The organism is Caulobacter sp. P1_B12_2, from assembly GCF_056406675.1.
Genome location: NZ_JBFTZS010000110.1, coordinates 1 through 11383 on the forward strand (window position 1 = coordinate 1; position 11383 = coordinate 11383).

The window sequence follows — 11383 nt, forward strand, 5'->3', positions numbered from 1 at the left end:
GGCGCGGGTGCGACCGGAGCCGGGGCGGGCGTCGGCGCGGGAGCCGGCGCGGGCTCAGCGGCCTTCACGGGTTCGGGCGCGGGCGTCGGGGCGGGTCTGGGAGCCGGCGCGGGGGCCGGAGCGGCTTTCGGCTTGCCCGTCAGCCAGGCGATCACGTCGTCGATAATGCTCATCGTGTTTGGCTCATCTATCAAATAGTGGGCGTTGTTGGGGTAGATCTTGAGGTCGGCGGCCGGATATTTCCGGCCGACTCGCTGCACGTCCTCGAGAGGCGTGGTGCGATCCAGGGCGCCGGCCAGGACCAGCACGGGGACGGTCACTTTCGCGGCGTCGACATGGGCGGTCCTGTTCGGATCCTTGTGCGGCCAGGCCAGGTCGGCCAGCACCTGCCCGCTGTCGTGGACCATGGTCGCATACAGCGCGTCGTGGCGCGTGGCAGGCACGGCGTTCATGACGCCGAACTTGAAGCCCGGCTTCCACATCTTGCCCGCCCTGGTCTCGGGCTTGGACTGCAGGGCCATGTTCAGGAAGGTGAAGACCGGCGAGAGCTTGGGTTTGCCGCGGGCGTCGGCCGGCGAGGCCGAGGCGAACAGCACCAGGCGATCGGCGTGACCGGCCTCGGCGATCTTCTGGGCGATCAGTCCGCCCATGGAGTGGCCGAAGACGATCGGCTTCCGGCCGTCCTCCTTGGCCAGGGCCTGCGCCAGGGCGCTCATCTCGGCGACATAGTCGGCCAGGGTCAGGCCGGCCAGGCCCGCCCGGGGGCCATCGACCGTACGCACGGCCGAGCGGATGGTCGGCGCCACGACGCGGTAGCCCTCGGCCCGCAGCCGCGCGGCCATGGGATCCCAGACGTCCCCAGCGCAACCGTAGCCGTGGATCAGCAGGATCGTGTCCGCCATTCCGTACTCCCCAGCGCGCGAGATTTCAGCCGCCGCGCGCGAACCCACCAAACGCGGAAACGACCTGTTCGTACACCGCGCGTTTGAAGGGTACGATCAGTTCGGGCGTTTCGTCGAGGGCGCCCCATTTCCAGGCATCGAACTCGACATGGGCGTCAGCCTCCAGATCGATCTCCGACTCGTCGCCGACGAAGCGGAAAGCGAACCAGACCTGCTTCTGGCCTTTGAATCCACGGGCTTTTTTCGACGACGCGAAGTCGGCGGGGAAGTCATAGATCAGCCAGCCCTCGGTGCGGCCTAAATATTCGACCGAGGTGACGCCGGTCTCTTCGGCGAGCTCGCGACGCGCCGCGGCCAGCAAATCCTCGCCGTCGTCGACGCCGCCTTGTGGAAATTGCCAGTTGTGGGGCGGCGGCTGGTTGTGTCGTTTGCCCAGCCAGACACGGCCGTCGGGGTGTAACAGCACGACGCCGACATTGGGGCGATGATCGGGGTAGAGGTCGTTTTGGCTGCGGCTCATCGCTTGGCCATGGCCGAGGCGGGGGCCAGTTGCAAGCCCCTCCCGGACAGGCCGGCGGCCCAGAGGCGCACCTGGTTGATCGTCACCGGATAGGCGAAGCCCGAGCCCAGGGCCTGGCCGCGACCGGCGGCGCCGGCCTCCAGCATCTTCAGCTGGCCGTCGATCGAGCCGGCCGCCAGTTCGTCGTCGATGATCCGGTCGGCCGAGGCGCGGGGGATCGGGCCGCCGCGCAAGCTGGCCTGGCCGTCGTCGATGAACGCCAGGCCTCGGGCCTTCAGCGCCAGGGTGAAGGTGGTCATCGCCGTGTCGCTGGTGACGAAACGCGAGCCCAGATAGTTGGTCAGGCCGTAATAGCCGGTGGCGCGCGACATCAGCCATTCCAGCTTGCGCACGGTGTCCTCGGGCCGATTGGCGGCGATCAGGGTGTAGGGACCCGGGTCGTTGGCGGGATAGTCGACCGGCTCCATCGGCGCTTCCAGCAGCACTTCGTGGCCGTGGCTGCGGGCCAGGTCGATCCAGCCCTGCAGGCCCTCGGCATAGGGCGCGAACGACAGGGTGATCTCGGGCGGCAGGGTCTCGATGGCCGCGCGGGTGGTCTGGGGGTTCAGGCCCAGGCCGCCGATGACCAGGGCCACCTTGGGGCGGCCGTCGGCGGTGAACGGGCGGGCATAGGCCTCGGCGGCCGTGCGGCCGTCGGCGGCGATCACCGGCAGCAGGCCGCCGCCGGGACCGGGGGCGGTGAGGCCGGCGATCGGCCCGGCCGGCAGCGGACCGGTGGTCGAGGCGGCGGGCGGGGGCGTGGCGATCGCGCCGGCCTCGGCCGCGTCGGCGGGGTCGGCGTGGTTCAGGAACGGCAGGTTGGACAGGTCCAGGGCGCCCGGCAGCAGCGGCGCCTCATGGTCGCCCTCGGCGACCAGGGCCTCGCGCCAGCCCGCGGGGACGTTGGTGGTCGTTCCGATCTTCTCGAGGGCGACCCGCACCAGCGGCGAGCCCTTGTTGGGATCGCCGGTCACCAGCACCAGCAGGGCCAGGCTCAGCAGGAACAGGAAGGCCGCGGCGCCGGCTCCGATGAACGGATTGGCGGCGGCCGCCAGGATTTTGGCGCGCAGGTCGCCCGCGTCCGACCCGTCTGAGACGAGCGACGGCGCGCTATAGGCGGGCTTGCGGGAAAACGACACGGCCATGGGGCGAACCTAGGCGGCGAGCTTCGAACATATGGTTAACGAAGGGTGCGACGGAATGTGCCGGAGGGATGGGAGATCGCGCATGGGTGATCTTGGACCTGATCCAGGCCATGCTGGATCTCGTTCAAACTCGGGGGCTGTCTTGCGTGTTCATGACCACTGCTGGACCAAGGGTTTGACCCTCGTCGTCCTCGTGACATGTCTCGCGGGATGCGTCGCGGAGGCGCCGAAGCCGGTGAACCGCTTGCATGGCTGGTGCGCCGCCAAGTCGCCGCGTGTCGAGATCCAACTCGCGGGCCCCGAAGGCGTCCGAGTCGTCGACGGGGAGGTCGCGGCGCGTTTCTATCCGGACCGCGCCAACCGCATGAACAAGTTCGGATCGGCCGTCGTCAGCTGCCGGTACGCCGCGCGCCAACCCGCCGAGTGCGCCGTCGTGCAGGAAGACGGCGACTACGGTTTTGGGCTTAGCGCCGAGCGCGTGGCGATGAAATTCCCCGCCGCCGACGCGCCAGGATGGACTGGTCCGCGTGCGAGTGCGTTTTGTGATGCTCGAACCGGGCCACGGCGAGACCACGGCCAATTGCGAAGACCTGCCGCCGCGCCCACCGTTCACCGACGCGGCCGGATAGGTCGCCCCCTCCCGCCGGGAAAGGGCGCCTGAGCTCTACTTCTTCTCGACCGGCGGACCCTTGCCGGCCGCGGCGGCGGCTTTCGCCGTGACCTCGGCGATCTTGGCCTGGGGCTTGGGCAGTTTCGGCACGGCCTGGACCGACCCGGCCTTCAGCACGGCGATGGCGCGATCGAGCTGGAAGTCGCCCTTCTTGTCGTCGAAGCCGGCAGGCGGCGCTTCGGCGGGCGTGTGGACGCCCTGACGGCTCTTGCCCTCGTCGGCGTTGAGCGCGTTCTTGAAGCTGGCCTCGCTGAACCACACGCGGTTGGCGATGTCCTGAGCCTGGTCCTTGGTCTGGGCCACTTCCAGGTCGGGCGCGATGCCGGTCTTCTGGATCGAGCGGCCCGACGGCGTGAAGTAGCGGGCCGTGGTCAGCTTCAGGGCGCCGTCGGCGCCGCCGCGCAGCGGGATCACGGTCTGCACCGAGCCCTTGCCGAAGCTGGTGATGCCCACCAGCTCGGCGCGATGACGATCCTGCAGAGCGCCGGCGACGATTTCGGCCGCCGAGGCCGAGCCCTGGTTGATCAGCACCACCACCGGCAGGCCGTTCAGCAGGTCGCCGGGCTTGGCGTTGTAGCGCTGGATGTCGCGCGGATCGCGGCCGCGCTGGCTGACCACCTCGCCGCCGTCCAGGAACACGTCCGAGACGCCCACGGCCTGGTCGAGCAGGCCGCCGGGATTGTTGCGCAAGTCGAAGATCAGCCCCTTCATGTTGGGGTTCTTGGCCTTCAGGTCGGTGATCGCCGTGGTCAGGGCGTCGGTGGCCTTCTCGTTGAAGCCGGGCAGGCGGACATAGCCGTAGTCGCCTTCCATGCGGGCGATGGCGGCCTTGGGCTTGATGATCTCGCGGGTCAGCTTGACGTCGAACGGATCGGTCTTGTCGCGGGCGATGGTCAGGGTGACGACCTCGCCGGACGGGCCGCGCATCTGCTTGACCGCCTCGTTGACGGTCAGGCCCAGCACCGACTGGCCGTTGACGGCGGTGATGTAGTCGCCGGCCTGGATGCCGGCGCGCGAGGCGGGCGTACCGTCCATCGGCGAGATCACCTTGACCACGCCGTCTTCGCTGGTGACCTCGATGCCCAGCCCGCCGTATTCGCCGCGGGTGGTGTCCTGCATGTCCTCGAAGCTGTCGGGCGACAGATAGCCCGAATGCGGGTCGAGGCTGGTCAGCATGCCGTCCAGCGCCGCCTCGATCAGCTTCTTGTTGTCGACCTCGGAGACGTACTGGGCGTCGACCGTCTGCAGGACGTCGCCGAACAGTTCGAGCATCTTGTAGGTCTGGCCCTTGGTCGCGCTGGTCGCCTGGGCGATGGGGCTGACATAGGCCATGGTCCCCGCGCCGAGGACAAAGGCCGAAACACCGATGAGCAGATACTTGCGCATGTGGCCTGGAAGGCTCCCTGACGACGCCAAGCGTCGCATTAAAACTTGTCGGTCAATCCGTTAGTGGGACCAACCCTTGTTCATTTGACGGCCATCATCGCTGAAAAAGCCGTTTACCGCGATCCCCTAACGAGAACCTTGTTTCAACCAACGCTCCGGATCGACCGGGGCGCCGTCTTCCCTGACCTCGAAATAGAGTTCTGGTTCGTCGGAACCATGGCTGGCCATCCGGCCAACCGTCGCGCCCGGTGCGACAGATTGTCCGGGTCCGACGGAAACCTCGTCCATTCCCGCCAGCACCAGATGGTAGGCGCCCTGGGCGCGCAGGATCAAGACCGTGCCCCAGCCGCTCAGCGGTCGGGCGTATTCGACCACGGCGGCGGCGGGACTGGCCACCACATGACCTTTTTCCGTGCGGATCGTCAGGCCGGTGGCGCGACCTCCGGCCGGCATGGTCTGGCCGAACCGCCGGATCAGCGGCCCGGGCGCCGGGGCGTTCAGCTTCAGCGGGCCGGTGGCGGGCTTGGGCGACAGGGCGTCGGTCAGGGCGCCCAGCGTGCCCTGGTCGTCGCCGCCGGTCATCGCCTCCTGGGCGTAGGCGCGCTCCAACTGCGTTTTCTCGACAATCATCCGCTCCAGCTCGCCCCGGCGGTCGGCGACCAGGCTTTCGGCGGTGAACAGCTGCTCGGAGGCGGCGGCGGCCTCGCGGCGCAGGGCCGAGACGGCGCGGGCCTGGCGGGCGTAGCCGTCGGCGCGGGCCTGCAGCTCCGGCGTCATGGCGCGGATCAGGATCGCGGCCCGCACCGCGTCGCGGGCGTCGGCGGGGCTGACCAGCAGGGCGGGCGGCGGGTCGCGGCGGAAGAGCTGCAGGGCGCTCAGCAGCCGGGCCAACTGGCCCCGGTCGCGGCCCAGCTCGGCCGTCAGGGCCGACTCGCGCTGGTGCAGGGCTTCCAGCCGGGCGCGCTTGAGGTCGACGTCGTCGCCGGCGTCGACCCGCTGGCGGCCCAGGGCGTCCAGCTCGCCGCGCAGGTCGACGATCTCGCGGCGGGTGTCGGCGGCGGCCTGCTCGTCGCGGGTCTTCTGGCTGGAGGGGGTCTTCTGGCTGATCGGCCCGCGCTGACCGACCTGGGCCGCGACAAGGCCGCCGACGCCCAGCAGGGCGACCAGCAGGCTGGCGGTGATCAGGACAACGCGACGCGACATGGATCGATGAATAGACCTAATCGCGGTGATAGGGCGAGCCCGCCAGGATGGTCACCGCGCGATAGATCTGTTCGGCCAGCATCGCCCGGGCCAGGGCGTGCGGCCAGGTCTGGGGGCCGAAGGCCAGCATCTCGTTGGCCGTGGCCAGGATCGAAGGATCCAGGCCGTCGGCGCCGCCGATCAGGAACACGACCTTGCGGTGGCCGTCGTCGCGCAGCCGGCCCACGTGCTCGGCGAAGGCCCGACTGGGCCGCACCTTGCCGTGCTCGTCACAGGCGACGACATAGGCGCCCTCCAGGTGCGGGCGCAGCACCTCGGCCTCGGCGGCCTTGCCGGGCTTGCGGGCCTCGACCTCGACGATCTCGACTGGGCCGAGCGCCAGGGCGCGGCCGGACGCGGTGGCCCGGGACGCGTAGTCCACGGCCAGCTGCGCCTCGATCAAGCGGCCGAGCTTTCCGACGGTGAGGATTGTGATCTTCATCACGCTTCCAAGGCGCTTCCAGACAGAATGGCGCGGCCTAGCGTCCCCCGGCCGAGCCGGGGGAGACGAAGCGGATTAGTTCGAGGCCATCCGGTGCGGCGCGTCGACGGCCCAGATCTTCTCGATGTTGTAGAACGAGCGGACTTCGGGGCGGAACAGGTGGACCACCACGTCGCCGGCGTCGATCAGCACCCAGTCGCAGTGCGGCAGGCCTTCGACCCGCGCCTTGCCGAAGCCGCTCTCCTTGAGCGCCCGGATGATGTGATCGGCCAGGGCGCCGACGTGACGGTGCGAACGGCCGGACGCCACGATCAGGCTGTCGGCGACCGAGCTCTTGTCCGTCAGGTCGATGTGGACGATGTCCTGGGCCTTGTCGTCGTCGAGACGCGACAGGATCAGGGTTTCGAGCGCCTTGATACTAACGTCCAGGGCGGTCTCTTGAGTCGAGGTCTCGGGGGAAACCGTTCCCTCGTGCGCACTTGGCGCGGGGTCGCTACGCAGCGGAAATGCTCCTTGATGGGGTTCGCGCAATCGCTCCCATAGCATGGATGACTCGAAAAGATGAGGGGGAACGTGCTCGCGGGGAATTCGGCGGCCGGGGTGTGTCGTTCGGGACGGTCCTTGACCGCGGCGCGGATCGCATCGAAGCTCTTATAAAATGGGATCAAATCCCACATTGTATAATCCGCGCTCGGAGAGACGCGGATCGGAGGGACGAGGATGCGCCAGATGATCGACCGACGCGCCCTGGGGACCAGCCTGCTGGCCCTGCCGCTGGCGGCGGCCGGACCGGCGCCCGCCGTAGCCAAGGGCGCGCGCCCGGGGCCGTTCCTGATCGGCGCCGACATCACCTGGGTCCCACAGGACGAAGCCGACGGCGCGACCTATTACGCGGCCGGTCGCCGGCAGGACATCCTGGCCATCCTGAGCCAGGCGGGGTTCAACGCCGTGAAGCTGCGCGTGTTCGTCAATCCCGAGAACGGCTATTCGCGCCGTCGTCCCGTCGATCCCTGGGGCGGGCTGGAGCAGACGGTGCGCATGGCCAGGCGGGTCAAGGCCGCAGGCATGCACCTGACCATCAGCTTCCACTACAGCGACGACTGGGCCGACCCCCAGAAGCAGGGAAAGCCGGCGGCCTGGGCGGCCCTGTCCCTGCCGGATCTGGCCGAGGCGGTGCGGGCCCATACGCGCCGGGTGCTGGCGACGCTCGACAAGGCCGGGGCGCCCGCCGACATGGTGATCGTCGGCAACGAGATCACCTTCGGCCTGCTGTGGCCCGACGGCCGCGTGCCGGCCGCCGCCACGACCGGTAATCCCGCTACCGACGCCGTCCACCTGCACGTCCAGGGCGCGGGCGGCTGGGACCAGATGGCCGTTCTGCTGAAGGCCGGCCTGGCCGGGGCCCGCGAGGCCGCGCCCCAGGCCAAGGCCGCCCTGCACAACCATCTGGGCCGCCACTGGGCCATCGTCGAGGGCTGGATGGACAACCTGCTGAGCCGGGGCGTGGTCTTCGACGCCACCGGTTTCTCCTGCTACCAGCAGGCTGCCGAGGGTGACTGGGAGCGGACCTTCACGAACTTCGCCCGCCGCTATCCCGACCACGGGCTGTTCGTGGCCGAGTATTCCAGCCGCAAGCGCTATGTGAACGACCTGGTGCACGCCGTGCCCGGAAAGCGCGGCTGGGGCGGCTTCATCTGGGAGCCGACCCGTCACCAGGAGGCGCTGTTCGACCAGGATGGACGCAACGCCGGCGAAGGCCCTCGCCCGAACCTTCTGTCACAGGGCGTCAACGCCGCCGAGGCGCCGGGCGCGACGATCCCGGGCGCGGCCGTCCAGCCGTCGCCGCCACCCGAGCCCGAGCACCACGGCGGTCGCTACGACGCCAACGCGTTGATGGACCTCTATCCGGCGATGGCGCGGGACTACAGGCGCTAGGCCGCTGGAGCGTCCTGCAGGAAGGTCTCGCTGTGGGCGTGGCAGGCCCAGCCGTCGCTGTCGCGGATCCAGGTCGAGCTGTCGGCCGCGTGCAGCTCCTGGGTCTTGCCGTTCATCTTGACCTTCTGGCGCACGGTATAGGCGATGATCGCCACGTCGGGCGCGGGGGTCGAGACCTCGACGTCGTCGAAGCTGTAGGACTCCAGAGACCAGTCGCCCTCTTCGGTCATCTTGCCCATCTTGTCCCGGGCGATGCTCATGACGCCCCGCGCGCCCGTCACCAGGCTGGTCTTGCCAGAGAGCTTGGCGGTCTTGTCGCCGTCCTTGGCCTTCATCGCGTTCCAGTAGGACGTCTCGAGAGCGATGATCTCGTTCTTGGTCGGCTTGGCGTGGGTCGCCATGGCGATCTCCTTTCGCGTTGCGTCGACAAGGAACGCCCTGCCGACCGAAAGGAGCCCGTTTCTGCCTAGCCCTTGGTCTGCCGCTTCCGCAGGGCCGTCGACGAGGCGAAGTTCAGCGGGCCGGTCAGGTAGACCCAGGCGGGCGCGGTCGCGTCGGCCAGGATGGAGGCCTCGCTGGCCGGGCGACGCGCCCAGGCGAAGCGGCGGGCGGCGGGCGAGGTGCGGGCTTTCAGGGCCGCCCAGGGCCGCGAGATCACCGCCACGGGCACTTCGCGCATGATCTGGGTCCAGCCCCGCCAGCGGTGGAAGGTGGCCAGGCTGTCGGCCCCCATGATCCAGACGAACTTGACGCCCGGATAGCGGGCCCGCAGCACCCGCAGGGTGTCGATCGTATATTGCGAGCCCAGCCGCGTCTCGGCGTCAGAGACGATCATCGCGCTGCCCCGCGCCCACTGCCGGGCCCCGGCCAGGCGCTCGGCCAGGGGGCGGGTTTCGTGCGACGACTTCAACGGGTTCTGCGGCGAGACCAGCCAGATCACCTTGTCCAGCTCCAGGCGTCGAAGCGCCGTCTCGGCGACGTGGGCGTGGCCCTCGTGCGCCGGGTTGAAGCTGCCGCCGAACAACCCGACGCGCATGCCCGGTTCCAGATGGAACCCAAGACGCTGCGCGGCGGGCCGGCCGGCCTCAGGGACGAGTCTGGCCGGTCCCGCGAACCACATACTTGAATGTCGTCAGTTGCTCGGCCCCGACCGGACCGCGGGCATGAAGTTTGTCGGTGGCGATGCCGATCTCGGCCCCGAAGCCGAACTCGCCGCCGTCGGCGAACTGGGTCGAGGCGTTGACCAGCACGATGGCGCTGTCGACCAGGGCCACGAACCGCTCGGCCGCCGCCGGGTCCTGCGTGAGGATCGCGTCGGTGTGGCCCGAGCCGTAGGCGGCGATGTGGGCGGCCGCGCCCTCCACCCCGTCGACCACGGCCACCGAGATCACCGGCGCCAGATATTCGGTCGACCAGTCGGCCTCGACTGCGGGCTTCATGGTGGGCTCGATGGCCCGCGAGGGACCGTCGCCGCGCAGCTCGCAGCCGGCCTTGATCAGGGCGTCGGCGATCGGCGGCAGCAGCCGATCGGCCGCCGCGCGGTCAACGAGCAGCGTCTCGGCCGAGCCGCACACCGACACGCGGCGCATCTTGGCGTTCAGCACGATCTCGACGGCTTGCTTGGGGTCGGCGGCCGCATGGACGAACACGTGGTTCAGGCCTTCCAGATGGCCCAGCACCGCGACCCGCGCTTCCTTCTGGACCCGCGCCACCAGGGTCTTGCCGCCCCGGGGGATGATCAGGTCGATGGTGCGGTCCAGGCCGCCCAGGATGTAGCCGACGGCGTCGCGGTCGGTGGTGCGGACCATCTGCACGGCGTCGGTCGAGATCCCGGCCGCCTTCAGCCCCTTGGTCACGGCCGCGTGGATGGCGAGGTTGGAGTGGATGCACTCCGAGCCGCCGCGCAGGATCACCGCGTTGCCCGAGCGCACGCAAAGCGCCGCCGCGTCGGCGCCGACATTGGGCCGGCTCTCGAAGATCATGGCGATCACGCCGATGGGCGTGCGCACCCGGGCGATGTCCAGGCCGTTGGGACGCGTCCAGCGGGCGGTCTCGACGCCCAGCGGGTCGGGGATGGCGGCCACGGCCTCGACGCCGGCGGCCACGCCTTCCAGGCGCTCGGCGTTCAGCATCAGCCGCTCGACCATCGGCGCGGTCAGGCCGCCGGCTCCGGCCTTGTCGAGGTCACGGGCGTTCGCGGCCAGGATGGCGGGGGCGTCGGCGCGGATGGCGGCGGCCATGGCGTGCAGGGCGGCGGTGCGCTGGGCTGGCGTGGCCACGCGCAGGGCCTGCGCCCCTTGCCGAGCCGCCTGCCCCATCGCCGTCATCGTCGCCTGCAAGCTCATGCCCGCGTCGTCCATCGCTTCATCCGATCCCGGATATGCTCAGAGTGAGGCTTACCTAGGCGCTTTGGGGCGGCGGGGGAATGGGGAAAGGATGAGCGGGGTGTTAGCGGGGCTGTTGGGAAGATCCAGGTCGGTGGTCCCCTGGGTTGAGCGGGCAAGGTCCGTCAACGAGGTCGACGAATTCAAGCGATCCGATTCTGTATCGCCCGCCGAGGGCGTTCGGCTGGGTTGACCGGAAAGTGTGCGGCTTCACCTTCAGAACCATGCATTGGGACGGTTGGGCGTTCCTGGATGCGCGATCGAGAGCCCGATCGAACGCGCGCCGCCTCTCGACAGGCTTGGGTCCTTTGTCAGGAACTTCCGGAAGGTCGAGGTTCATGACATCGTTGCAGAAGTCGGGACAGGCAAGATTTCGCACGTACGCTCCTTCAATCGACCACCTTACGTCAGCCTTTAAGGTAAGGGTTCCAAGAGCCACCGGCGGTGCTTCCCATCGCGCCTGGACGAGCTCTCTCACCGTATGCACCCTCGTGGGCTCCCCAGCGCGGCAACCCGCGAGGCTTAAGCCAAGGCAAGCGGCCAACAGCATTCGATAGCCGCGCGGCGTTGGCATAGGATTAGTCTCCCCCTCACGGCTTGTGGCTGACCCCATCCGCCCCGGATGGGGCCGCACCTTAAAGCCTTGGTGGATCGGAGCTCTGGCGTCTGGCCGTGTCAAGGACGGCGCGGCGCGGCCGGCCGGAGGCCGGTCCTTGAC

11 protein-coding genes are annotated in these 11383 nt (G+C 69.3%); 1 reads left to right on the forward strand and 10 read right to left on the reverse strand.

Features of this window, described 5'->3' with window-relative positions; genetic code table 11:
* From AC1DZ6_RS09025 to rsfS, 7 genes are all read right to left on the reverse strand, one after another.
* Window positions 1-902, reverse strand: a 902-nt coding sequence (locus tag AC1DZ6_RS09025) for an alpha/beta hydrolase (RefSeq protein ID WP_477096854.1), incomplete at its 3' end; no start/stop codon positions are given.
* Between the two features lie 25 nt (window positions 903-927).
* On the reverse strand, window positions 928-1422 hold the full coding sequence (locus tag AC1DZ6_RS09030; RefSeq protein WP_477096855.1) for an RNA pyrophosphohydrolase: 495 nt from the start codon (window positions 1420-1422) through the stop codon (window positions 928-930).
* Window positions 1419-2606, reverse strand: coding sequence for a divergent polysaccharide deacetylase family protein (locus AC1DZ6_RS09035; protein WP_477096856.1), 1188 nt, complete (start codon window positions 2604-2606; stop codon window positions 1419-1421). Before AC1DZ6_RS09035 ends, AC1DZ6_RS09030 begins: the two co-directional genes overlap by 4 nt.
* Before the next feature lie 664 nt (window positions 2607-3270).
* Window positions 3271-4662, reverse strand: a complete 1392-nt coding sequence (locus AC1DZ6_RS09040) for a S41 family peptidase (protein ID WP_477096857.1) — start codon at window positions 4660-4662, stop codon at window positions 3271-3273.
* 126 nt (window positions 4663-4788) lie between these two features.
* Window positions 4789-5865, reverse strand: a complete 1077-nt coding sequence (locus tag AC1DZ6_RS09045; protein WP_477096858.1) for a murein hydrolase activator EnvC family protein — start codon at window positions 5863-5865, stop codon at window positions 4789-4791.
* Between the two features lie 16 nt (window positions 5866-5881).
* Window positions 5882-6346, reverse strand: coding sequence for a 23S rRNA (pseudouridine(1915)-N(3))-methyltransferase RlmH (gene rlmH, locus AC1DZ6_RS09050; RefSeq protein WP_477096859.1), 465 nt, complete (start codon window positions 6344-6346; stop codon window positions 5882-5884).
* 75 nt (window positions 6347-6421) lie between these two features.
* The gene (gene rsfS / locus AC1DZ6_RS09055) at window positions 6422-6847 is read right to left on the reverse strand and encodes a ribosome silencing factor (RefSeq protein ID WP_477096864.1); all 426 of its coding nucleotides are present in this window, start codon (window positions 6845-6847) and stop codon (window positions 6422-6424) included.
* Window positions 6848-7075: 228 nt separating this feature from the next.
* On the opposite strand from rsfS, the gene AC1DZ6_RS09060 reads away from it, so the two are divergent.
* On the forward strand, window positions 7076-8281 hold the full coding sequence (locus tag AC1DZ6_RS09060) for a glycosyl hydrolase 53 family protein (protein ID WP_477096860.1): 1206 nt from the start codon (window positions 7076-7078) through the stop codon (window positions 8279-8281).
* Here AC1DZ6_RS09060 and AC1DZ6_RS09065 read toward each other — a convergent pair.
* The 3 genes from AC1DZ6_RS09065 to AC1DZ6_RS09075 form a co-directional block, all read right to left on the reverse strand.
* Complete coding sequence (locus tag AC1DZ6_RS09065) at window positions 8278-8682, reverse strand: nuclear transport factor 2 family protein (RefSeq protein WP_477096861.1); 405 nt, start codon at window positions 8680-8682, stop codon at window positions 8278-8280. The two genes, AC1DZ6_RS09060 and AC1DZ6_RS09065, sit on opposite strands and share 4 nt — an antisense overlap.
* A gap of 65 nt (window positions 8683-8747) precedes the next feature.
* On the reverse strand, window positions 8748-9401 hold the full coding sequence (locus AC1DZ6_RS09070) for a nicotinate-nucleotide adenylyltransferase (RefSeq protein ID WP_477096862.1): 654 nt from the start codon (window positions 9399-9401) through the stop codon (window positions 8748-8750).
* Window positions 9367-10641 (reverse strand): glutamate-5-semialdehyde dehydrogenase, encoded by a 1275-nt coding sequence (locus AC1DZ6_RS09075; RefSeq protein ID WP_477096863.1) that lies wholly within the window; start codon window positions 10639-10641, stop codon window positions 9367-9369. The genes AC1DZ6_RS09070 and AC1DZ6_RS09075 overlap by 35 nt, the downstream gene beginning before the upstream one ends.
* Window positions 10642-11383: the final 742 nt, after the last annotated feature.

Coding starts and splice junctions, on each gene's coding strand:
- AC1DZ6_RS09030 (WP_477096855.1), bottom strand. CDS start 1,422: ATGAGCCGCAGCCAAAACGACCTCTACCCCGATCATCGCCCCAATGTC.
- AC1DZ6_RS09035 (WP_477096856.1), bottom strand. CDS start 2,606: ATGGCCGTGTCGTTTTCCCGCAAGCCCGCCTATAGCGCGCCGTCGCTC.
- AC1DZ6_RS09040 (WP_477096857.1), bottom strand. CDS start 4,662: ATGCGCAAGTATCTGCTCATCGGTGTTTCGGCCTTTGTCCTCGGCGCG.
- AC1DZ6_RS09045 (WP_477096858.1), bottom strand. CDS start 5,865: ATGTCGCGTCGCGTTGTCCTGATCACCGCCAGCCTGCTGGTCGCCCTG.
- rlmH (WP_477096859.1), bottom strand. CDS start 6,346: ATGAAGATCACAATCCTCACCGTCGGAAAGCTCGGCCGCTTGATCGAG.
- AC1DZ6_RS09060 (WP_477096860.1), top strand. CDS start 7,076: ATGATCGACCGACGCGCCCTGGGGACCAGCCTGCTGGCCCTGCCGCTG.
- AC1DZ6_RS09065 (WP_477096861.1), bottom strand. CDS start 8,682: ATGGCGACCCACGCCAAGCCGACCAAGAACGAGATCATCGCTCTCGAG.
- AC1DZ6_RS09070 (WP_477096862.1), bottom strand. CDS start 9,401: ATGTGGTTCGCGGGACCGGCCAGACTCGTCCCTGAGGCCGGCCGGCCC.
- AC1DZ6_RS09075 (WP_477096863.1), bottom strand. CDS start 10,641: ATGGACGACGCGGGCATGAGCTTGCAGGCGACGATGACGGCGATGGGG.